Annotated in this window: 25 protein-coding genes; 14 read left to right on the forward strand and 11 right to left on the reverse strand. The window is 52.0% G+C overall.

All coding sequences use genetic code 11. The annotated features are described in order from the left end of the window. Positions 1-389: 389 nt before the first annotated feature. Genes cyoA through cyoE form a run of 5 tightly spaced genes read left to right on the forward strand, consistent with a single transcriptional unit; the run spans position 390 to position 5,183 of the window. Complete coding sequence (cyoA, locus tag OGV74_RS19965) at positions 390-1,337, forward strand: cytochrome o ubiquinol oxidase subunit II (protein ID WP_003847580.1); 948 nt, start codon at positions 390-392, stop codon at positions 1,335-1,337. Positions 1,338-1,356: 19 nt separating this feature from the next. Next, entirely contained in the window at positions 1,357-3,348 is a 1,992-nt protein-coding gene (cyoB, locus tag OGV74_RS19970) for a cytochrome o ubiquinol oxidase subunit I (protein WP_003831008.1), read from the forward strand. After that, complete coding sequence (locus tag OGV74_RS19975) at positions 3,338-3,952, forward strand: cytochrome o ubiquinol oxidase subunit III (protein WP_003831007.1); 615 nt, start codon at positions 3,338-3,340, stop codon at positions 3,950-3,952. The genes cyoB and OGV74_RS19975 overlap by 11 nt, the downstream gene beginning before the upstream one ends. Then, a complete protein-coding gene (locus OGV74_RS19980) occupies positions 3,952-4,281 on the forward strand; it encodes a cytochrome o ubiquinol oxidase subunit IV (RefSeq protein WP_003021607.1) in 330 nt (109 codons plus the stop codon). Before OGV74_RS19975 ends, OGV74_RS19980 begins: the two co-directional genes overlap by 1 nt. A gap of 11 nt (positions 4,282-4,292) precedes the next feature. Continuing rightward, on the forward strand, positions 4,293-5,183 hold the full coding sequence (gene cyoE / locus OGV74_RS19985; protein WP_003835956.1) for a heme o synthase: 891 nt from the start codon (positions 4,293-4,295) through the stop codon (positions 5,181-5,183). Between the two features lie 63 nt (positions 5,184-5,246). Here cyoE and OGV74_RS19990 read toward each other — a convergent pair whose 3' ends face one another. Genes OGV74_RS19990 through OGV74_RS20000 form a run of 3 tightly spaced genes read right to left on the reverse strand, consistent with a single transcriptional unit; the run spans position 5,247 to position 6,549 of the window. Further along, positions 5,247-5,606 (reverse strand): DUF1493 family protein, encoded by a 360-nt coding sequence (locus tag OGV74_RS19990; RefSeq protein ID WP_003021603.1) that lies wholly within the window; start codon positions 5,604-5,606, stop codon positions 5,247-5,249. Beyond that, a complete protein-coding gene (locus OGV74_RS19995; RefSeq protein WP_003021601.1) occupies positions 5,606-6,055 on the reverse strand; it encodes an STM2901 family protein in 450 nt (149 codons plus the stop codon). Before OGV74_RS19995 ends, OGV74_RS19990 begins: the two co-directional genes overlap by 1 nt. 11 nt (positions 6,056-6,066) lie before the next feature. Beyond that, positions 6,067-6,549: an Hcp family type VI secretion system effector gene (locus OGV74_RS20000; RefSeq protein WP_003021598.1), complete on the reverse strand. Its 483-nt coding sequence runs from the start codon at positions 6,547-6,549 to the stop codon at positions 6,067-6,069. Between the two features lie 182 nt (positions 6,550-6,731). On the opposite strand from OGV74_RS20000, the gene OGV74_RS20005 reads away from it, so the two are divergent. After that, positions 6,732-8,096, forward strand: a complete 1,365-nt coding sequence (locus tag OGV74_RS20005; protein ID WP_286521427.1) for an MFS transporter — start codon at positions 6,732-6,734, stop codon at positions 8,094-8,096. 80 nt (positions 8,097-8,176) lie between these two features. Here OGV74_RS20005 and OGV74_RS20010 read toward each other — a convergent pair whose 3' ends face one another. Then, positions 8,177-8,668: a YajQ family cyclic di-GMP-binding protein gene (locus OGV74_RS20010; RefSeq protein ID WP_003831002.1), complete on the reverse strand. Its 492-nt coding sequence runs from the start codon at positions 8,666-8,668 to the stop codon at positions 8,177-8,179. Positions 8,669-8,842: 174 nt separating this feature from the next. Here OGV74_RS20010 and panE point away from each other — a divergent pair, with 174 nt between their 5' ends. Genes panE through OGV74_RS20025 form a run of 3 tightly spaced genes read left to right on the forward strand, consistent with a single transcriptional unit; the run spans position 8,843 to position 11,422 of the window. Beyond that, positions 8,843-9,754, forward strand: coding sequence for a 2-dehydropantoate 2-reductase (gene panE, locus OGV74_RS20015; RefSeq protein ID WP_003021593.1), 912 nt, complete (start codon positions 8,843-8,845; stop codon positions 9,752-9,754). Then, the gene (gene yajL / locus OGV74_RS20020; RefSeq protein WP_057063754.1) at positions 9,717-10,307 is read left to right on the forward strand and encodes a protein deglycase YajL; all 591 of its coding nucleotides are present in this window, start codon (positions 9,717-9,719) and stop codon (positions 10,305-10,307) included. The genes panE and yajL overlap by 38 nt, the downstream gene beginning before the upstream one ends. Before the next feature lie 32 nt (positions 10,308-10,339). Beyond that, the gene (locus tag OGV74_RS20025) at positions 10,340-11,422 is read left to right on the forward strand and encodes a hypothetical protein (protein ID WP_286521429.1); all 1,083 of its coding nucleotides are present in this window, start codon (positions 10,340-10,342) and stop codon (positions 11,420-11,422) included. A gap of 65 nt (positions 11,423-11,487) precedes the next feature. Here the strand turns inward: OGV74_RS20025 and thiI are convergent, their stop codons facing one another. Continuing rightward, positions 11,488-12,936 carry a tRNA uracil 4-sulfurtransferase ThiI gene (thiI, locus tag OGV74_RS20030; RefSeq protein WP_032948689.1) on the reverse strand — a complete coding sequence of 483 codons (1,449 nt, stop codon included), beginning with the start codon at positions 12,934-12,936 and terminating at the stop codon, positions 11,488-11,490. Between the two features lie 196 nt (positions 12,937-13,132). Here thiI and xseB point away from each other — a divergent pair, with 196 nt between their 5' ends. From xseB to yajO, 4 genes are read left to right on the forward strand one after another with little or no spacing between them, the layout of a single operon-like run. After that, complete coding sequence (xseB, locus tag OGV74_RS20035) at positions 13,133-13,375, forward strand: exodeoxyribonuclease VII small subunit (protein WP_003021586.1); 243 nt, start codon at positions 13,133-13,135, stop codon at positions 13,373-13,375. Further along, positions 13,376-14,275 (forward strand): (2E,6E)-farnesyl diphosphate synthase, encoded by a 900-nt coding sequence (gene ispA / locus OGV74_RS20040; RefSeq protein ID WP_003021584.1) that lies wholly within the window; start codon positions 13,376-13,378, stop codon positions 14,273-14,275. A 24-nt stretch (positions 14,276-14,299) separates the two neighbouring features. After that, positions 14,300-16,162, forward strand: coding sequence for a 1-deoxy-D-xylulose-5-phosphate synthase (gene dxs / locus OGV74_RS20045; RefSeq protein ID WP_003021581.1), 1,863 nt, complete (start codon positions 14,300-14,302; stop codon positions 16,160-16,162). A gap of 56 nt (positions 16,163-16,218) precedes the next feature. After that, the gene (yajO, locus tag OGV74_RS20050) at positions 16,219-17,193 is read left to right on the forward strand and encodes a 1-deoxyxylulose-5-phosphate synthase YajO (protein WP_003835964.1); all 975 of its coding nucleotides are present in this window, start codon (positions 16,219-16,221) and stop codon (positions 17,191-17,193) included. 69 nt (positions 17,194-17,262) lie between these two features. Here yajO and pgpA read toward each other — a convergent pair whose 3' ends face one another. The 6 genes from pgpA to nrdR all read right to left on the reverse strand — a co-directional run bounded on the left by pgpA (position 17,263) and on the right by nrdR (position 21,369). After that, positions 17,263-17,781 carry a phosphatidylglycerophosphatase A gene (pgpA, locus tag OGV74_RS20055; RefSeq protein ID WP_003021578.1) on the reverse strand — a complete coding sequence of 173 codons (519 nt, stop codon included), beginning with the start codon at positions 17,779-17,781 and terminating at the stop codon, positions 17,263-17,265. Next, positions 17,759-18,736 (reverse strand): thiamine-phosphate kinase, encoded by a 978-nt coding sequence (gene thiL / locus OGV74_RS20060; protein ID WP_086503765.1) that lies wholly within the window; start codon positions 18,734-18,736, stop codon positions 17,759-17,761. Before thiL ends, pgpA begins: the two co-directional genes overlap by 23 nt. Positions 18,737-18,812: 76 nt before the next feature. Beyond that, positions 18,813-19,232 carry a transcription antitermination factor NusB gene (gene nusB / locus OGV74_RS20065; RefSeq protein WP_000801129.1) on the reverse strand — a complete coding sequence of 140 codons (420 nt, stop codon included), beginning with the start codon at positions 19,230-19,232 and terminating at the stop codon, positions 18,813-18,815. A gap of 19 nt (positions 19,233-19,251) precedes the next feature. After that, positions 19,252-19,722 (reverse strand): 6,7-dimethyl-8-ribityllumazine synthase, encoded by a 471-nt coding sequence (ribH, locus tag OGV74_RS20070; RefSeq protein WP_003021575.1) that lies wholly within the window; start codon positions 19,720-19,722, stop codon positions 19,252-19,254. 90 nt (positions 19,723-19,812) lie between these two features. Then, positions 19,813-20,916: a bifunctional diaminohydroxyphosphoribosylaminopyrimidine deaminase/5-amino-6-(5-phosphoribosylamino)uracil reductase RibD gene (ribD, locus tag OGV74_RS20075; RefSeq protein ID WP_003021573.1), complete on the reverse strand. Its 1,104-nt coding sequence runs from the start codon at positions 20,914-20,916 to the stop codon at positions 19,813-19,815. Between the two features lie 3 nt (positions 20,917-20,919). Beyond that, on the reverse strand, positions 20,920-21,369 hold the full coding sequence (gene nrdR, locus OGV74_RS20080; RefSeq protein ID WP_003021571.1) for a transcriptional regulator NrdR: 450 nt from the start codon (positions 21,367-21,369) through the stop codon (positions 20,920-20,922). Between the two features lie 153 nt (positions 21,370-21,522). Between nrdR and OGV74_RS20085 the strand changes: the two genes are divergently transcribed. Then, positions 21,523-22,062, forward strand: coding sequence for a SadB/YajI family lipoprotein (locus OGV74_RS20085; protein ID WP_003021567.1), 540 nt, complete (start codon positions 21,523-21,525; stop codon positions 22,060-22,062). Positions 22,063-22,299 lie beyond the last annotated feature (237 nt).

The raw sequence follows: 22,299 nt of genomic DNA on the forward strand, positions 1-22,299 counted from the left end.
AAAATAATATTTGTTATTTTGTGCGCCAAAGAATTTGGAAATTATTGACGCCTTTTATATATTTTATTTTCCTTACTCGATTCAGCCACTACAGATTTATTTTTTGTTCCCAATTTGTCTTTTTATTGATAATCAATTGTTAAACAATTGTTTTATTTTCGTATTGGTTATACCAATTGCCCTCAGCCTGTCCCTCACCTGCCTGCTTTCGTTATAACGTGATGTTGCAACAGGTTCTTAAAGTCAAAGCGACATATATTGCAACATATGTGACATGCACGGCAGAACCCAGTAACACAGATCCAAGGATGTTTACAGTAATGTAACCTTCCCGTAAAATGCCCTCACACTTTAAACGCCACCCGGTCCCGTGGAATTGAGGTCGTTAAATGAGACTCAGGAAATACAATAAAAGTTTGGGATGGTTGTCATTAATTGCAGGCACTGCGTTACTCAGTGGCTGTAATTCTGCGCTGCTTGACCCTAAAGGACAGATTGGACTGGAACAACGTTCACTGATACTGACGGCATTTGGCCTGATGTTGATTGTCGTTATTCCTGCCATCTTGATGGCTGTTGGTTTTGCCTGGAAGTATCGTGCAAGCAATAAAGATGCGAAGTACAGCCCGAACTGGTCACACTCCAATAAAGTGGAAGCTGTGGTCTGGACGGTGCCGATCTTAATCATCATTTTCCTTGCCGTTCTGACCTGGAAAACCACTCACGCTCTTGAGCCAAGCAAACCGCTGGCGCATGACGAGAAGCCCATTACCATCGAAGTGGTTTCCATGGACTGGAAATGGTTCTTCATCTATCCGGAACAGGGTATCGCTACCGTGAATGAAATCGCCTTCCCGGCGAATACTCCGGTTGAGTTCAAAGTGACATCCAACTCCGTGATGAACTCCTTCTTTATCCCGCGTCTGGGTAGCCAGATTTATGCCATGGCCGGTATGCAGACTCGACTGCATCTGATCGCCAACGAAGTCGGTACTTATGATGGTATCTCCGCAAGCTATAGCGGACCAGGCTTCTCCGGTATGAAGTTCAAGGCTATCGCAACAAAGGACCGCGCCGAATTCGACCAATGGGTTGCTAAAGCTAAACAGTCCACGAACACCATGAGCGACATGGCTGCGTTCGAGAAAGTGGCTGTGCCAAGCGAATACAACCAGGTGGAATACTTCTCCAACGTGAAACCCGATTTGTTTAAAGATGTTATTAACAAATTTATGGCTCACGGTAAGAGCATGGACATGACCCAACCCGAAGGTGAGCACAGCGCACACGAAGGCATGGAAGGCATGGACATGAGCCACGCGGAATCCGCTCACTAAGGGGCCGAGGAAGAATACGATGTTCGGAAAATTGACGCTGGATGCAGTGCCGTTCCATGAACCCATTGTCATGGTTACGATCGCTGCCATTATCATCGGTGGTGCGGCCTTACTGGGCCTAATCACTTACTTCGGTAAGTGGACCTACCTGTGGAAAGAGTGGCTGACTTCGGTTGACCACAAACGCCTTGGCATCATGTATGTCATCGTCGCAATCGTCATGTTGATTCGTGGCTTTGCCGACGCCATCATGATGCGTAGTCAGCAAGCGCTGGCTTCTGCAGGTGAAGCGGGCTTCCTGCCTCCTCACCACTACGATCAGATCTTCACGGCTCACGGCGTGATTATGATCTTCTTCGTGGCAATGCCATTTGTTATCGGTCTGATGAACCTGGTGGTTCCGTTGCAGATCGGCGCACGTGACGTTGCATTCCCGTTCCTGAACAACCTGAGCTTCTGGTTCACCGTTGTCGGCGTAATCCTGGTTAACCTGTCTCTGGGCGTGGGTGAATTCGCGCAGACCGGTTGGCTGGCGTATCCACCACTTTCGGGAATAGAGTACAGTCCAAGCGTCGGGGTCGATTATTGGATATGGGCAGTCCAGTTGTCCGGTATTGGTACAACCCTGACCGGTATCAACTTCTTTGTGACCATCATTAAGATGCGTGCGCCAGGAATGACCATGTTCAAGATGCCGGTATTCAGCTGGGCGTCTCTGTGCGCGAACATCCTGATTATCGCTTCTTTCCCAATCCTGACGGTTACCGTCGCGTTGCTGACCCTGGATCGCTATCTGGGTACCCATTTCTTTACCAACGATATGGGCGGCAACATGATGATGTACATCAACCTGATTTGGGCCTGGGGCCATCCGGAAGTGTACATTCTGGTACTGCCGGTCTTCGGGGTGTTCTCCGAAATCGCGGCAACCTTCTCACGTAAACGTCTGTTTGGTTACACCTCGCTGGTGTGGGCAACCGTGTGTATCACCGTTCTGTCGTTCGTTGTTTGGCTGCACCACTTCTTCACCATGGGTGCAGGCGCTAACGTAAACGCCTTCTTCGGTATTACCACCATGATTATCGCCATCCCGACCGGGGTGAAGATCTTCAACTGGCTGTTCACCATGTATCAGGGCCGTATCGTATTCCACTCAGCGATGCTGTGGACGATTGGCTTTATCGTGACCTTCTCAGTCGGCGGCATGACCGGCGTACTGTTGGCGGTTCCGGGTGCAGACTTCGTACTGCACAACAGTCTGTTCCTGATTGCGCACTTCCATAACGTTATCATCGGCGGCGTCGTATTTGGCTGCTTCGCAGGTATGACCTACTGGTGGCCGAAAGCGTTTGGCTTCACGCTGAACGAAACCTGGGGTAAACGCGCATTCTGGTTCTGGATCATCGGCTTCTTCGTAGCATTTATGCCGCTGTACGTGCTGGGCTTCATGGGTATGACTCGTCGTCTCAGCCAGCAGATTGACCCACAGTTCCATCCGATGCTGGTCGTTGCCGCCTGCGGTGCCGCGCTGATTGCACTGGGTATCCTGTGCCAGCTGATTCAGATCTTCGTTTCTATTCGCGACCGCGAGCAGAACCGTGATCTGACCGGTGACCCATGGGGTGGTCGTACGCTGGAGTGGGCAACCTCTTCCCCGCCTCCGTTCTATAACTTTGCCGTTGTGCCGCACGTTCACGAGCGTGATGCCTTCTGGGAAATGAAAGAAAAAGGTGAAGCGTACAAGCAGCCTGCGCACTATGAAGAAATTCATATGCCGAAGAACAGCGGTGCCGGTATCGTCATTACCGCCTTCGCAACACTGTTTGGTTTCGCCATGATCTGGCATATCTGGTGGCTGGCGATTGCAAGCTTCGCAGGCATGATCATCAGCTGGATTGTGAAAAGCTTTGATGAAGACGTGGATTACTACGTGCCGGTCCCGGAAGTCGAAAAACTGGAAAACCAGCATTTCGATGAGATTACTAAGGCAGGGCTGAAAAATGGCAACTGATACTTTAACGCACGCGACTGCCCACGCGCACGAACACGGGCACCACGATGCAGGCCAGACCAAGATCTTCGGATTCTGGGTCTACCTGATGAGCGACTGCATTCTGTTCTCTATTCTGTTTGCAACCTATGCCGTTCTGGTGAACGGCACCGCAGGTGGCCCGACAGGTAAGGACATTTTTGAACTGCCGTTCGTTCTGGTTGAAACATTCCTGCTGTTATTCAGCTCCATTACTTACGGTATGGCAGCGATTGCCATGTACAAGAACAACAAGAGCCAGGTTATCTCCTGGCTGGCGTTGACCTTCTTGTTCGGTGCCGGATTCATCGGGATGGAACTCTATGAATTCCATCACCTGATTGTTAACGGCATGGGCCCGGATCGCAGCGGTTTCCTGTCTGCGTTCTTCGCGCTGGTCGGCACGCACGGTCTGCACGTCACCTCCGGTCTTATCTGGATGGCGGTTCTGATGGTGCAAGTCGCTCGTCGCGGCCTGACCAGTACTAACCGTACCCGCATCATGTGCCTGAGCCTGTTCTGGCACTTCCTGGATGTGGTATGGATCTGTGTGTTCACTGTTGTTTATCTGATGGGGGCGATGTAATGAGTCATGCTAACGAGAGCGGCGGCGCATCCCATGGCAGCGTAAAAACCTACATGACAGGTTTTATCCTGTCGATCATCCTGACGGTTATTCCGTTCTGGATGGTGATGACAGGTTCTGCCTCTCCGGCCGTCATTCTGGGAACTATTCTGGCAATGGCAGTGGTACAGATTCTGGTGCACCTGGTGTGCTTCCTGCACATGAATAGCAAATCTGATGAAGGTTGGAACATGACGGCCTTTGTCTTTACTGTGCTAATCATCGCCATCCTGGTTGTGGGCTCCATCTGGATTATGTGGAACCTTAACTACAACATGATGATGCACTAAGAGCGGCGATTATGATGTTTAAGCAATACCTGCAAGTAACGAAACCAGGCATCATCTTTGGCAACCTGATCTCGGTGATTGGGGGGTTCCTGCTGGCCTCGAAAGGCAGCATTGATTATCCCCTGTTTATCTACACGCTGGTTGGGGTGTCACTGGTTGTGGCGTCGGGTTGTGTATTTAACAACTACATCGACAGGGATATCGACAGGAAGATGGAGAGGACCAAAAACCGCGTGCTGGTTAAAGGTCTGATTTCCCCTGCGGTCTCACTGGTATACGCCACCCTGCTGGGTATTGCTGGCTTTATGCTGCTGTGGTTTGGCGCGAACCCTCTGGCCTGCTGGCTGGGGGTAATGGGCTTCGTGGTCTATGTGGGCGTCTATAGCCTGTACATGAAGCGCCATTCCGTTTATGGCACGCTGATTGGCTCACTCTCCGGCGCTGCGCCGCCGGTGATTGGCTACTGCGCCGTAACCGGTGAGTTCGATAGCGGTGCGCTGATTCTGCTGGCTATTTTCAGCCTGTGGCAGATGCCGCACTCTTACGCGATTGCGATTTTCCGCTTTAAGGATTATCAGGCTGCCAACATCCCAGTACTGCCGGTGGTGAAAGGCATTTCAGTCGCGAAAAACCATATCACGCTGTATATCATCGCATTTGCTATCGCCACGCTGATGCTAACCCTGGGCGGCTATGCAGGTTATAAATACCTGATTGTTGCTGCGGCGGTGAGCGTCTGGTGGTTGGGCATGGCGCTGCGCGGTTATAAAGTGGAAGATGACAAAGTCTGGGCGCGCAAGCTGTTCGGCTTCTCCATCATCGCCATTACCGCGCTTTCCGTGATGATGTCCGTCGACTTTATGGTGCCAAACTCGCAGAACCTGCTGACTTACGTCTGGTAAAATCTGCTGATACGAAAAGGGTGCTTCGGCACCCTTTTTTATTACTATGCAGTTTGGAGAGCATTAGGTCTCGTCTTTTTGTTTATCATCCCAGACCTCAAACAGCCATTTCCCCGCTTCAGCCGACTCAGCAAACATCCTTACGGTTAACGGTATGCGCGTTGCTTCCACTTCTTCCCGGTTAGCCTTGAACCATCTCGTGAATAGCGGTAGATTGTGCCATGGATAATAAGGTTTCCAGTTCACACATGATAAATCGACTTTGAACTCTTTCTCATATCGATCCAGAGCCCAGTAGAGATCATCACCGGGGGCACCAAACAAATCTGAATCAAGTTCTAAAGGAACCTCTTTCCAGTTTTCATCCAAATACCCAGGTATTTCTTCCCTGAACAGCCTTAACACATCGTCTTGAATGCTCATTAGAATGATGTCCACTGAATACGATCTTTGGGCCTAGCAATCAGATTGTATTTTGTCTGCGTCTTTCTGGAGACTTGCACAAGCGCATTTATAAGACCAATCCACCCAAACCAAGGTACATAACGAGCAATCACAGCAGCGAGTTTGTTGGTTCTTTGTATCCTGAACCCCACCGGAGTGGGGACTTTAATACCAAATGGTACCCGCGCATCTCTCAGAAGCATTCTCCCGTATTTGGAAACAACACTTGTTCCTTCAATAGCCCCAGAAGGTTTCTGTCTTGTGTTCAACCAAGGTTGACCAGCCAGAATCGCGGCTCCCGATTCAATGCCAATTCCTAACTCATCACAAAATTGTTCCAGAAAGATGAGATCTAACAATTCCCCAGCTGACAGATTGCTGTGACCATGATACCAATAGGTTCCATTCGCTTCTTCAGTTGTGTCCATTCAATCACCCATTATGCCGTCTGCCGGTCATTCCATGCGTCGGTATAGATAATGTTCCCGTCGCAATGCTTCCATGTGATTTTTTCGTAGCGTAACTCTATGGTTTCAAGGTGATTGTTGTTTTTGTCTTCTGGCCCAGCCATCGTCGGAGAGACCGAGACAATCCGCACGCCCTCGAGCAGCATGTTGAAATACTCCACTTCCTGACCGGCATCATTGATTTTGTACCAACGAATCTCTGCAGACTTAAGATTCTGACCAGAAGCGACCGCTTTGTATAAATAGGGACTCGAGTAGTCAAACTCTTTGACGATCATCATCGGTGAATGTTGGCGTGTGCCTGTTGGTTTACCCGTTGCATTATCAGTTGGAATAGAGAGATTGTGATGAAAACCTTTAAATTCAATACTGTATTCTCTTCCCTTTACGTCACACCCGCCCTTAATCAGCGCGCCACCATCGTCATAAATCCACATATTGCCTGGAATCGCCATTTTCCTTTTCCCTCTTTCCATTAGAAATAACCACAAAAAGACTACACCTGTAATTATCGCAAGTAAATTAGTTGCAGCTGTAACTATTTAAGTTTCCGCGCTACACAATTCCACATATCGTAGAGGTTTACCCCATTCCTTCCCCGCTTTACACTAGGCGCGAAATTAATACAGAGGTGGGAATGAACGATTACAAAATGACGCCCGGTGAGTTGCGCGCCACCTGGGGTTTAGGGACCGTATTCTCGTTGCGCATGCTTGGCATGTTTATGGTTCTACCGGTTCTGACCACATACGGCATGGCGCTACAGGGCGCCAGTGAAGCGCTGATAGGCCTTGCCATCGGCATTTATGGCCTGGCGCAGGCCGTCTTCCAGATCCCCTTTGGTTTGCTCTCTGACCGCATCGGCCGTAAGCCGCTTATTGTCGGTGGGCTGGCGGTATTTGTTCTCGGCAGCGTAATTGCCGCCCTTTCCGATTCAATCTGGGGAATTATTCTAGGCCGCGCCCTACAAGGCTCTGGCGCGATTGCTGCCGCCGTGATGGCGCTGCTTTCCGACTTAACCCGCGAGCAAAACCGCACCAAAGCGATGGCGTTTATCGGCGTCAGCTTTGGTATCACCTTTGCCATTGCGATGGTGCTAGGGCCAATCGTTACCCATGCGCTGGGGCTACACGCGCTGTTCTGGATGATTGCCGCCCTTGCCACCACGGGTATCGTGCTGACCATTTGGGTCGTTCCCAATAGCACCAGCCACGTACTAAACCGCGAGTCGGGCATGGTAAAAGGCAGCTTCAGCAAAGTGCTGGCGGAGCCCAAACTGCTGAAGCTTAACTTTGGCATCATGTGCCTGCATATTTTGCTGATGTCCACTTTCGTCGCGTTACCAGGACAACTGGCGAAAGCCGGTTTCCCCGCCGCAGAACACGGGAAAATTTATCTGGTGACGATGCTGCTGTCCTTTGTTTCCCTGGTGCCGTTCATCATTTACGCCGAAGTAAAGCGCCGGATGAAACGCGTATTCCTCGCCTGCGTGTTCCTGATCCTTATTGCAGAGATTGTATTGTGGAGCGCTAACATTCGTTTCTGGGGGCTGATTGCGGGCGTGCAGATCTTCTTCCTCGCCTTTAACCTGATGGAAGCCCTCCTCCCCTCGCTTATCAGCAAAGAATCGCCTGCGGGTTACAAAGGCACGGCAATGGGTGTTTACTCCACCAGCCAGTTTCTTGGCGTGGCGATTGGCGGTTCGCTCGGCGGTTGGGTGGTTGAAATGTTTGATGGTCAGGCCGTATTTCTGGCCGGTGCGCTGCTGGCGGCAGTTTGGTTGATTGTGGCAAGCACAATGAAAGAGCCACCGTACGTCAGCAGCCTGCGTGTGGAAATTCCACCAGAAATTGCCGCAGATGACACGTTAAAGCAGCGCCTGCTGGCAAAAGAAGGAATAAGCGAAGTGTTAATTGTGGCGAAAGAGCATTCGGCCTACGTGAAAATCGACAGCAAAGTCACCAATCGATTTGAGGTTGAGCAGACCATCAGCCAGGCGTGATGATTGCCGGATGGCGACTATCGTCTTATCCGGCCTACCAATAGCGTGTGCTACCTGTAGGCCGGATCAGGCATTACGACTTAATCGCGGAAGTTCTTGAACTGGAACGGTTGACCGAGATCGCCGCCGCGAACCAGCGCCATGACGGATTGCAGATCGTCGCGCGCCTTACCGGTCACACGAATTTCTTCACCCTGAATCTGCGCCTGCACCTTCAGCTTGCTGTCTTTGATCAGCTTAACGATTTTCTTTTGCACCGCGCTTTCAATGCCCTGCTTCAGCTTAGCTTCAACAAACCAGGTTTTACCGCTGTGCACGAAAGTTTCTGGTACGTCCAGCGAGGTGCCTTCAATACCGCGTTTCAGCAGCTTGGCACGCAAAATATCCAGCAGCTGATTAACCTGAAAATCAGACTCGCTCAGCACCTTAATCGTCTTATTTGACTCATTCAGCTCAAAAGTGGCTTCAACGCCACGAAAATCAAAGCGTGACTCGACTTCACGGCTGGCGTTATCCACCGCGTTACGGGCTTCCTGAAGATCAACTTCAGAGACAATATCGAAAGATGGCATCTTTTCCTCTCCCTTCATTTTTGATGCGAAGCATAATACCTGCAAAGTTACTCAACAGACAGCGCTATACTAGGCTGTATCCTTTCATTGTACGTGGTAGCGACATCTGCGAACAATAATAGGGTGCGGTCGATATGGATTAACACCTGGTGCTGTTGCAGGTGAGGAGGAAGAATGAAAATTACCGTACTGGGATGTGGAGCGTTAGGACAGCTATGGCTTACAGCGCTGTGCAAACATGGACATGAGGTGCAAGGGTGGCTGCGCGTACCGCAACCCTACTGCAGCGTAAACCTGATCGACACGGATGGCTCAGTTTTTAATGAATCCCTGACGGCAAACGACCCCGACTTTTTGGCAAAAAGCGACCTGCTGCTGGTCACTCTGAAGGCCTGGCAAGTTTCTGATGCGGTAAAAGGCCTGTCTGCAATTCTGCCTGAAACCACGCCCATTCTGCTTATTCACAACGGCATGGGGACGATTGAAGAGTTACATAACATTAAGCAACCCTTGCTGATGGGAACCACCACCCACGCAGCACGCCGTGACGGGAACGTCATCATTCATGTCGCTCAGGGAACAACGCGTATTGGGCCGGCGCGTGAGCAAGACGGCGATTTCAGCTATCTGGCTGAAACCCTGCAAGAGGTGCTGCCGGACGTCGCCTGGCACAACACCATTCGCGCCGAGCTGTGGCGCAAGCTGGCCGTCAACTGCGTCATTAACCCGCTGACCGCATTATGGGATTGCCCAAACGGTGAGCTACGCCATCATCCCGAAAAAATAGCGCTCATCTGTGAGGAAGTGGCAGCGGTGATCGAACGCGAAGGCCACCACACATCAGCGGATGATTTACGCTATTATGTTGAGCAAGTGATTGACAGTACGGCGGAAAATATCTCATCTATGCTGCAGGACATTCGCGCCATGCGTCATACCGAGATCGACTACATTACCGGTTATTTGTTAAAACGTGCACGCGCGCACGGCATCGCCGTTCCGGAAAATGCCCGCCTGTTTGAAATGGTTAAAAGAAAGGAAAGTGAGTATGAGCGCTCAAGCACTGGTATGTCTCGCCCCTGGTAGTGAAGAAACCGAAGCGGTTACTACTATCGATCTACTGGTTCGCGGCGGAATTAAGGTCACAACCGCCAGCGTCGCCAGCGATGGCAACCTGACGATCGTGTGCTCGCGCGGTGTGAAACTGCTGGCGGATGCGCCATTAGTCGAAGTAGCTGACGGCGATTTCGACATTATCGTACTGCCCGGTGGTGTCAAAGGCGCCGAGTGCTTTCGCGACAGCCCTCTGCTGGTCGAAACCGTGAAGCAGTTTCATCGCTCCGGACGCATTGTCGCGGCAATCTGCGCCGCTGCCGCGACCGTCCTCGTCCCACACGACATTTTTCCCATCGGTAACATGACCGGCTACCCGGCGCTGAAAGACAAGATCCCCGCGGATCAATGGCAGGACAAGCGTGTCGTGTGGGATCCACGCGTCAACTTGTTAACCAGCCAGGGACCGGGAACCTCAATCGATTTCGGTTTGAAAATCATTGATCTTCTGGTCAGTCGTGAAAAGGCTTACGAAGTTGCGTCACAACTGGTGATGGCAGCGGGAATCTATAACTACTACGAATAAATCTTCAGGCCACTCCCTTATAAGGAATCATAATGAAAGGATATCTAAGTGGAGTGGCTTTACTGCTCCTTTCCGGTTATGCCACTGCGACGCAACTCGACATAAAGAGTATTGAGTATCGCTATCCCGGAAGCACTGAAATGCAATATCGCGTGCCATGGTTTTCCTCGACGGATAACCCCAAGGTTGCGAAACGTATTAACGATTATATTTTCGCAAGCTTTATCAATCAGCTACCGGGTAATAATCCACAAACAACAGTGAACCAGTTTGCGAAATCAGAGAGAAACCCCACCGCAAACCTTGACTACACGGTTGAGTATCGCGACGCCAAAGTTCTAACTCTGAACATGTTTGTCGAAGGCTGCGGGGCATATTGCGAGTCGTTCAATGTGCCGATCAGCTTTGATTTAGCCAGCGGCGCAGCCATTACCCTTAACGATCTTTTCTCCCGCTCCACGATGGGTGAATTAAACACCCGTATCAGAAAAGATATCCGTGGCCAGATTGATACCTTTGTTACGGCGCATAATTCGCAAACACCAGAACAAATAAAAGAAGAGAAAGGTGAAGTTTTCAACTACATCGAATTCTACGCATCGTGCGCAACCTACACCGACGGTTTGTACTACATCGACAAATTCTCCCTGCAAAAAGACCATCTGGCTTTCCTGAACGGGCGCTGTAGCAACCACGCCAGCCGCGCGCTCGACGAGTTGGGTGATTTCACAACGAAAATCCCAACCGCGGAACTGCAAAATCGGCTCACGCCGTACGGCCAGTATCTGACTGGAGCAAAGAGTACAACACAGGTTTCCCCAGCGCCCGGCATTGACGGCAAAGTCATGTACGGCACGCTGGGAAAAAGCATGCGTATTGTGTTGAAGGTGGACTGCAAATACGGTGATTTTTTTGAAGGGGCTTACTTTTACCAGAAATTTGGCTCACCGATTGAATTAACCGGTAAGTGCGATACAGCCGATAATCAACATTATGAACTGAAGACGTCTGCAGCTGAACAAGCGCAAGAGAAGATAACGCTGGAGTTAAAAGACGGTGCCTATCAAGGCGTCTGGGAGTCGAACGGGAAGACGCTTCCCGTGCGTTTTGAATAATATCGTTATATCGCCGGATGGCGGCGTAACCGCCTTATCCGGCCTACAACACGGTGTTTACTCAATTACGGGCGATACACCTTCACGTTCTCAAAGCCCTGCTCGCGCAGATAAAGCGCCTGCAGGCGGCTCATCACCCCGCGTTCACACCACAGCAGCCAGGTTTTGCTCTGGTCCAGATCGCCGAATTTGGTGCTCAGCTTGTAGAACGGCAGAGAAACGACGTCCACGCCGTCAACCTTCAGCGGTTTATCATCCTGTTCATCCACAGAACGGATATCCAGGATCATATCGTTCGGGCCGAAACCGCTCACGGTTTCTACTTCTACCACGGTTTGCTGCGTCTGCTGGGCGATATCGCGAATATCAATATTGTTCGCTTCTTCAACCACTTTATCGAGGATAGAGAAATCGAAGTTTTCTTCTTCGGCCTCAATCTTTGCTTTGATCGCTTTCACCGTCGGGCTTTTTGAAATTACACCGCAGTATTCCGGCATGGTACGAGCAAAATCCTCGGTGCCAATTTCACGCGCCAGATTGATGATGTGCTCTTTATCGTGAGAGATAAGTGGGCGCAGGATCAGGGTGTCTGATACGTTATCGATCAAACGCAGGTTGGTCAGCGTCTGACTGGACACCTGACCCAGTGCTTCACCGGTTACCAGCGCCTGTACGCCGTAGCGCTCAGCGACTTTCGACGCCGCGCGAACCATCATACGCTTGAGAACCACGCCCATCTGGCCGTCATCAACTTTCTCCAGGATCTCACCGACCACCGGTTCAAAGTTGATAGCAACAAAACGCACGCGATGCGAACTACCGAAGCGATTCCACAGGTAATGCGCCACCTGGCGAACACCGATTTCATGCGCTGCCCCGCCAAGGTTGAAGAAGCAGTAGTGCACGCGGCAGCCGCGACGCATCAGCATGTAGCTTGACACGCCGGAGTCGAAACCACCGGAGATCAGCGACAGTACGTCTTCCTGCGTACCAATTGGGAAACCGCCAATACCTTCATAGCGGCCTTTAACCAGCAACAGACGGTCGTTTTCGATTTCAAGATTAACCGTCACGTCCGGCTTCGTCAGCTTCACGCGCGCGGATTCAATATGCTGGTTCAGTCCACCGCCAACATAACGTTCCACCTCAATGGAGCTAAACTCATGCTTACCACGACGCTTAACGCGTACGCAGAAGGTTTTACCTTCCAGTTGATCGCGATACTGCACCAGTGCTTTCTCGAAAATATCGTGCATATCGGTAAACGGCACGTCTTCTACTTCGAGAATGTGGTGGATCCCCGGAATACGGGTCAGCGCGTCGCGAATGTCCAGGCGCTGGCTTTCATCTTTAGCGCGAACCTCAACGTGATCCCAGTGACGGACAACAGCAAGGTCTTCATCATAGTGCTTTAAAACGTTACGAATGTTCCCTGTCAGAATTTTTATAAAGCGCAAACGCACAGATTGGCTTTTGATGGTGATTTCTGGGAACAATTTAATGATAAACTTCATGGCGGCAATGGTTCTTAGGCAAGTCTGAATGACTTGTAATGGAAAAAAATACAGCAGCCCATACCCGCGACTGCATCCAGGCGTGCAAGTATATCACCATCACGCGGCTACTGTGCACATTGCGCGTTATTTGCTTATCAGTGCGAGTCCGTTACCATAGTCTTGTGCTGCCAATACAGAGAGTCAGACATTCATTATGCCGAAGAAAAATGAAGCGCCCGCCAGTTTTGAAACCGCGCTGAGCGAGCTGGAACAAATTGTTACCCGTCTGGAAGGCGGCGACCTGCCGTTAGAAGAAGCGTTGAACGAATTCGAACGCGGCGTACAGTTGGCGCGTCAAGGACAGGTCAAATTGCAACAGGCTGAACAGCGCGTACAAATCCTGCTGTCAGATACTGAAGACGCGGCCCTTACGCCTTTTACACCGGATAATGAGTAAATGGATTTTACGCAGCAGTTACAGGCTTGCGTTGAGCAGGCCAACCAGGCACTGAGCCGTTTTATCGCGCCACTGCCCTTTCAGAACACTCCCGTGGTCGAAACCATGCAATATGGCGCATTATTAGGCGGTAAACGCCTGCGCCCGTTCCTGGTGTATGCGACCGGTCAGATGTTTGGTGTCAGCCTGAGTACGCTTGATGCTCCCGCTGCCGCCGTCGAATGCATTCACGCCTATTCGCTGATGCACGATGATTTACCCGCGATGGACGACGATGACCTGCGCCGCGGTCTGCCGACTTGCCACGTAAAATTTGGTGAGGCAAACGCGATCCTGGCCGGAGATGCGCTGCAAACGCTGGCATTCTCCATTATCAGCGACGCTCCAATGCCGGAAGTATCTGACCGTGACCGCATCGCGATGATCTCTGAACTGGCTCAGGCCAGTGGTATCGCCGGTATGTGCGGCGGTCAGGCACTGGATCTGGAAGCTGAAGGTCATCAGGTTGAGCTGGATGCGCTGGAGCGTATTCACCGCCATAAAACCGGGGCATTGATTCGCGCCGCCGTACGTCTGGGAGCATTAAGCGCAGGCGATAAAGGGCGAGAATGCCTGGCAATACTCGACAAATACGCAGAAAGCATCGGTCTGGCCTTCCAGGTTCAGGATGACATCCTGGATGTGGTAGGCGATACTGCAACATTGGGTAAACGTCAGGGTGCTGACCAGCAGCTTGGCAAAAGTACCTATCCTGCACTTCTGGGTCTTGAGCAAGCCCAGAATAAAGCCCGGGATTTAATCGAGGATGCCCGCCAGTCGCTAAGTTTGCTGGCCGCACAGTCACTCGATACCTCGGCACTGGAAGCGCTAGCGGACTACATAATCCAGCGTGATAAATAAACCAACATATCCCATGAGCTTGCGATGAGTTTTGATATAGCCAAATACCCGACCCTGGCGCTGGTCGACTCCACCCAGGAGTTACGTCTGCTGCCAAAAGAGAGCCTGCCAAAGCTTTGCGACGAACTGCGCCGCTATTTGCTCGACAGCGTAAGCCGTTCCAGCGGGCACTTCGCCTCTGGTCTGGGCACGGTGGAACTCACCGTCGCGCTGCACTATGTCTACAATACCCCGTTTGACCAGTTAATCTGGGATGTAGGACATCAGGCTTACCCGCACAAAATACTGACCGGACGCCGTGATAAAATCGGTACCATTCGTCAGAAAGGCGGTTTGCATCCGTTCCCGTGGCGCGGTGAGAGCGAGTATGACGTACTGAGCGTTGGGCACTCTTCAACCTCCATTAGCGCAGGTATCGGTATTGCGGTTGCCGCTGAGAAAGAAGGCAAAGAACGTCGTACCGTATGTGTGATTGGCGACGGCGCTATCACCGCCGGGATGGCGTTTGAAGCGATGAACCACGCAGGCGATATTAAACCCGACATGTTGGTTATCCTCAACGACAACGAAATGTCGATTTCAGAGAACGTTGGCGCGCTGAACAATCATCTGGCGCAACTGCTCTCTGGCAAACTTTACTCCTCGCTGCGCGAAGGCGGGAAAAAAGTCTTCTCCGGCGTGCCGCCAATTAAAGAGTTGCTCAAACGTACCGAAGAACACATTAAAGGCATGGTTGTGCCGGGTACGCTGTTTGAAGAACTGGGCTTTAACTATATCGGTCCGGTGGACGGTCACGACGTGCTGGGGCTTATTACCACACTGAAGAACATGCGCGATCTGAAAGGCCCGCAGTTCCTGCACATCATGACCAAAAAAGGTCGTGGTTACGAGCCGGCAGAAAAAGATCCAATCACCTTCCACGCGGTACCAAAATTCGATCCATCCAGCGGATGCCTGCCGAAAAGCAGCGGCGGCCTGCCGAGCTATTCAAAAATCTTCGGTGACTGGCTGTGCGAAACCGCAGCGAAAGACAATAAGCTGATGGCAATCACCCCGGCAATGCGCGAAGGCTCCGGTATGGTGGAGTTTTCACGTAAGTTCCCGGACCGCTACTTCGATGTGGCGATCGCCGAACAGCACGCGGTGACGTTTGCTGCCGGTCTGGCGATTGGCGGCTATAAGCCGGTCGTGGCTATTTACTCGACCTTCCTGCAGCGCGCCTACGATCAGGTGCTGCATGATGTCGCCATCCAGAAACTGCCAGTTCTGTTCGCCGTTGACCGGGCAGGAATTGTTGGCGCAGATGGACAAACCCATCAAGGGGCGTTCGATCTTTCCTTCCTGCGCTGCATCCCGGAAATGGTCATTATGACCCCGAGTGATGAAAACGAATGCCGCCAGATGCTGTTCACCGGCTATCACTACAACGACGGTCCAACGGTCGTGCGTTATCCGCGAGGTAACGCGGTGGGCGTAGAGTTGACCCCGCTGGAACAACTGCCTATCGGGAAAGGTATAGTGAGACGTCACGGGGAGAAAGTGGCAATTCTCAACTTCGGTACCCTGATGCCGGAAGCCGCTCAGGTCGCAGAGTCGATGAACGCCACGCTGGTCGATATGCGTTTTGTGAAACCACTGGATGAAACGTTGATCCTTGAAATGGCTGCCCAACACGAGGTGCTGGTTACCATTGAAGAGAACGCCATTATGGGTGGTGCTGGCAGCGGTGTAAACGAAGTGCTGATGGCCCATCGTAAGCCCGTCCCGGTGCTGAACATTGGCCTACCAGACTTCTTCATCCCGCAGGGAACTCAGGATGAAGCTCGCGCCGATCTGGGTCTGAATGCCGTCGGAATTGAGGCCAAAATCAAGGCCTGGCTGGCATAATCCCCTCCCCGCTCCTGCTATGCTTAATTCATCACGAGCTAAGCAGGAGTGGATTGATGAAATACAACATCTTAGGAAAAACCGACCTACGGGTCTCCCGCCTTTGCCTGGGCTGCATGACGTTTGGCGAGCCTAATCGCGGCAATCACGCCTGGACGCTACCTGAAGAAAGCAGCCGCCCGATAATCAAACACGCCCTTGAGGGCGGCATTAACTTTTTCGATACCGCCAACAGCTACTCCGCTGGCAGTAGCGAAGAGATTGTCGGTCGCGCGCTGCGTGATTTCGCCCGCCGCGAAGATGTCGTGGTCGCTACCAAGGTTTTTCACCAGGTTGATGATTTAGCAGAAGGATTATCCCGCGCACAAATCCTGCGCTCAATCGACGACAGCCTCAGACGTCTGGGTATGGACTATGTCGACATCCTGCAAATTCACCGCTGGGATTACAACACACCTATTGAAGAAACCCTTGAGGCTCTAAACGACGTCGTGAAAGCCGGTAAAGCGCGCTATATCGGCGCCTCCTCCATGCACGCTTCGCAATTTGCTCAGGCGCTGGCCTTACAGAAGCAACACGGCTGGGCGCAGTTCGTTAGCATGCAGGATCACTACAATCTGATCTACCGCGAAGAAGAACGCGAAATGCTGCCACTGTGCTACGAGGAAGGCGTGGCAGTGATCCCCTGGAGTCCACTGGCACGTGGACGCCTGACGCGCCCATGGGGAGAAACGACAGCACGTCTGGTTTCCGATGAAGTCGGTAAAAATTTGTACAACGAGAGCGATGAAAACGACGCGCAAATTGCCGCACGGCTGACCGGCGTCAGTGAGGAACTGGGCGTAACGCGCGCGCAGGTTGCGCTGGCCTGGCTGCTGAGCAAACCGGGTGTGGCAGCGCCGATTATCGGTACATCGCGCGAGGAACAGCTGGATGAGTTGCTCAATGCGGTGGATTTAACGCTGAAGCCGGAGCAGATTGCCGAGCTGGAAACACCGTACAAACAGCATCCGGTGGTGGGATTTAAATAAGTATTGGCGATGGCTAATTGTAGGCCGGATAATCATAGCGCATCCGGCCTACAACAGCCCCCAAAAGGGTTAAATGATACCTACCGGCCAGTGATGACCGATAAAATACAAAATTCCGGCAGAGAGTATTCCGGCCACAATATCGTCGATCATGATCCCCGTCCCGCCATGCACGTTGCGATCGAACCAACGAATCGGCCACGGCTTCCACATATCCAGAATACGGAAAATCACAAATCCGGCGGCAACCCACTGCCAGTCATTGGTCGGCAGCGCCATCAGGGTAATCCACATCCCGACAAACTCGTCCCAGACAATGCTACCGTGATCGTGCACACCCATATCTTTCGCCGTTTGATGGCACAGATAAACGCCGATACAGATAGATAACATCACCACCAGTGAATACAGCTGCCACGGTAGAAAGGTCATTAAATACCAAAAAGGGATCGCCGCCAGCGATCCCATCGTGCCAGGAACAATTGGGCTCAACCCGCTGCCAAAACCGGTGGCTAGCAGGTGCCACGGATTGCGCATACTCAGGCGGCTTTTGGCGACATCTTTTTTAAGGCGCGGCAAAATGGTCATATCCTTTCCAGTCAAACGTGACGGATTTTCCATCGCGCGTAAAGTGAATGCCTTCCACGTCTGCGCTCATCTGCCCAATGCAGGTAAACGCTGCGCCGAGATTTCCCAGCGCCACATCCAGCGCACCACGGTTAATTTCCGGTACGGTAAAGCATAACTCATAATCTTCACCGCCCGAGAGCGCCCAGCGTAGGGCCTGTTCCGGCTCAACGTGCCGGGCTAATGCCGTGGAGTAAGGCAGCGCATCGACGTTAACCCGCGCGCCACAGCCGCTGGCATTAACGATATGCCCCAGATCGGAAATCAGGCCATCGGAGATATCGATAGCCGCACTGGCCAGATCGCGCAGGGCTTGTCCCTGTAAAATACGCGGCGTGGGACGCAGATGGCGTTTAAGCAGATAGTCTGCGTCGTTTGCATCTCCAACCTGCAACCGATTCTGTAAAATCGCCAGCCCCGCCGCGCTGTCTCCCGGCGTACCGGTAACATAAATCCAGTCCCCCGGCTTCGCACCAGAGCGTTTTAAGGCCCGCCCAATGGGGACGTAGCCATGGATACCCAACGTCATCGACAGTGGCCCACGCGTGGTGTCACCGCCAATCAGCTGCATATCATAGTAATTAAGGAGTTCAAACAGGCCATCGCTGAAGGCTTCAAGCCAGGCTTCATCAACGTCAGGTAACGTGAGTGCCAGCGTCAACCACGCAGGATCGGCCCCCATCGACGCCAGATCGCTCAAATTCACCGCCAGTGCTTTCCAGGCGAGATCGGTGGGATCAATGTCGGGGAGGAAGTGGTTGCCAGCCACCAGCGTATCGGTACTGATCGCCAGCGTCTGTTTTTCAGGGATATTCAGAAGTGCGCAGTCGTCACCAATACCGGTTTCGACATCAAGACGAGACGTTCTTACGCGGTCAAAATAACGGGCAATCAGGGAAAACTCGCCGCATGCCATACGTTATGCCTCAGCAGAAAAAAAGAAAAAGCCGGGGACAGCGGAAACAGCTTCCACCATCCAGCCGGCCTCGGGATTACTTTTTGTTGGGGCGAATCACAGGTGCTGCTTTATCCAGTACGCCGTTCACGAATTTATGGCTATCTTCAGCGCCGAAGGTTTTCGCCAGTTCAATCGCTTCGTTGATGGCCACTTTGTACGGCACATCACTACGTTTAGACAGTTCAAACAGCGCAATACGCAGTACGGCTTTTTCTACCTGACCCAGCTCTTCTAACAGACGAGACAGGTAAGGCTTCATTAATCCATCCAGGTACGCGCTGTTAGTCGCCACCCCGGACAGCAGTTCACGGAAATACAGAACGTCGACATCTTTAACGTCCTGTTCCGCCAGGAACTGGTATTCAACATCAGCGATGTCGTTCTGGGACAACTGCCAGGAGTAGAGCGCCTGGACGGCACACTCACGGGCGCGGCGACGAGCAGCAGGTTTCACGGATTTCCCCTTACAAAAATCAGGCCTTAATGGCTTTCAATACATTAATCATTTCAAGCGCAGTCAGTGCTGCTTCTGCGCCTTTGTTGCCGGCTTTAGTGCCAGCACGTTCGATGGCTTGTTCAATACTTTCGGTGGTCAGAACACCGAAGGCTACCGGAATGCCACTGTCCTGAGCGACATGCGCCAGGCCATTACTTGCACCGCCAGCCACATATTCGAAGTGCGCGGTACCGCCACGGATCACCGTACCGAGCGCAATCACCGCGTCGTATTTACCGGTTTTTGCCAGTGCGTCAGCGGCCAGCGGCAGCTCATATGCACCTGGAACCCAAACAACGGTAATGTTTTCATCTTTAACCTGGCCAATACGTTTCAGGGCGTCGATAGCCCCTTCCAGCAGGCTGTCATTGATAAAGTTGTTGAAACGCGCAATGGTGATGGCGACGCGAGCGTCCGGGGTAGCAACGTTAGCTTCAATAATGTTCATATTCTTCCTTCGGGTTCGATTTATGGCCCCGTAAGGGGGGCGGATTTTATCATAATATTCTGTGCGCTGCTTCCTCTAAATCAGAAAGCCTCACGCAGTCGTTAAATGCAGGCAAACGTCCGGGCCCACCTGGCGTATCTCATTGAATTTAAAATGGGGTGCGTCAGCCAGTTTCTCAAGGCCTGGAAGCACACATAATCCTCGCGCATCGCTGCCTAACAGTTTAGGCGCAACATACACGATTAGCTCATCGACCAAACCGGCCTGTAATAATGCCCCCGCGAGCGTTGGGCCTGCCTCAACCCAAATACTGTTAATTTGCTGTTTGCCCAGTTGCATCATCAGCACCACCAGATCCAGATGCCCGTTATGTTCCGGCACCTTCAGGCTACGAACCGTCTCCGGCCAGCTACGGGGGTCGTCTTCAGTCCGGACAATCCAGGTTTCTCCAGGCTGTTGCACAATACGGTGCTCCGGCGTGACCTGATTCTGGCTATCCAGAACAATGCGGATTGGTTGGCGCAACTCTTCCTGCGGGTAACTCGCCTGAGTTGACTCCCCAAGCTCCGACCAACGCACGGTAAGCTGAGGGTCGTCTGCCAGCACCGTAGCACTGCTGGTTAAAATGGCATGGCTTTGCGCGCGCAAGCGTTGCACATCGCGGCGCGCCTGTGGTGAGGTAATCCACTGGCTTTCACCGCTGGCCATCGCCGTACGGCCATCAAGCGACGCGCCAAGCTTAAGCTGCAGATACGGGAATCCCGTACGCATGCGCTTGAGAAAGCCTTTATTCAGTTGCTCAACTTCGCTCATCATCAGCCCGTGGCTGACGTCGATGCCCGCCTGCTGCAAACGGTAGAGCCCACGTCCTGCGACTTGCGGATTGGGATCCTGCATCGCCGCAACCACACGCGATACACCCGCCGCAATCAGCGCATCGCAACACGGCGGCGTGCGACCATGATGACTACAGGGTTCAAGCGTCACATAGGCCGTTGCCCCTTGCGCTTTTTCTCCAGCCATCCGCAGAGCATGAACTTCGGCATGCGGTTCGCCCGCACGGTGGTGATATCCTTCACCGACGATCTCCCCATCCTTCACAATCACGCAGCCCACGTTGGGGTTGGGGTGAGTGGTAAAACGTCCGCGCGCAGCAAGCTTCAGCGCACGCGCCATGTACAATTCATCCTGCATGGCTTAGTCCTGTAGGCGAGCAATCTCTTCGCCAAATTCTTTGATATCTTCGAAACTCCGGTAGACAGAGGCAAAGCGGATGTAGGCGACTTTATCGAGCTTTTTCAACTGCTCCATCACCAGGTTGCCAATCATTTTGCTCGGCACCTCACGCTCACCAGTCGCACGCAGCTGTGATTTGATATGGTTTAACGCCATTTCGACGTCATCCGCGCTAACAGGCCGTTTCTCAAGCGCTCTGAGCATGCCGCTACGCAGCTTTTCTTCATTAAAGGGTTCACGCACGTCGTTGCTTTTCACAACGCGCGGCATGACAAGTTCAGCCACTTCAAAAGTGGTGAAACGTTCGTTACAGACCAGACACTGCCGACGGCGGCGTACCGAGGAGCCCTCGCCTACAAGACGAGAGTCAATTACCTTAGTGTCTACGGCGAAACAGAATGGGCAATGCATACGGCGTCCTGTACCTCAGTGGTTAACAGAATCTATTTTACCCTGAACTGCCGTGACAACAAAGGCACTGCGCTTTTGAGACAAAGGATCGATGCCTTCGTGCTCAGTCCACACTACCATTATGCTATCGCGACAATGAAGGAAGTAATCACAATGACAAGACGTTACCTAAGAATTCTCCTGGTGGGAAGTCTCTTTAGTCTTAGTGCCTGCGCACAGCAAAGCGAAGTACGCCAGATGCATCAAAGCGTTAGCACATTGAATAAAGAGATGGCGCAGCTTAATCAGGAAACAGTAAAAATTACGCAACAAAATATGTTGAATGCAAAATCAACCAGCGGCGTCTATCTGCTACCGGGTTCCAAAACTCCGGCACGGCTGGACAGCCAGATTGGCACTTTACGCATGTCGCTGGTAAACATTGCACCGAACGCGGATGGTACGCGCCTGACGCTACGGATTCAGGGTGAATCCAACACGCCTTTACCCGCCTTTAGCGCCACCGTCGAGTACGGGCAAATTCAGGGCACCACGGACAATTATCAGGAAGTGAACGTTCACAACCAGTTGGTCAACGCTCCGGCGAGTATTCTTGCTCCCAGCGACGTAGACATTCCGTTGCAGATAAATGGCCTCACTCCAGATCAGTTAGGATTTGTTCGCATCCACGACATCCAGCCTGTTAGCCAATAAACTTTTTTGCGGAACGTTTTGTTCGTTCCGCAACATCACTCCGCTCCATTTTGTTACTCCCCTGACATAACCGATATTTCTGGTAAAACTTGGCAACATTCATGAGAGCCAGTACAATTCGCCGCCTAAAGTACGCAAACGTGAACGCAATCGATTACGTAAATGATAGAACTGTGAAACAAGACATATTTTTGTGAACAATGATTTTTATAATAGGCTCCGAAGAATTACGAAATA

Origin of the sequence: Citrobacter sp. Cf116 (assembly GCF_030336505.1) — a bacterium.
Taxonomy (GTDB): domain Bacteria; phylum Pseudomonadota; class Gammaproteobacteria; order Enterobacterales; family Enterobacteriaceae; genus Citrobacter; species Citrobacter freundii.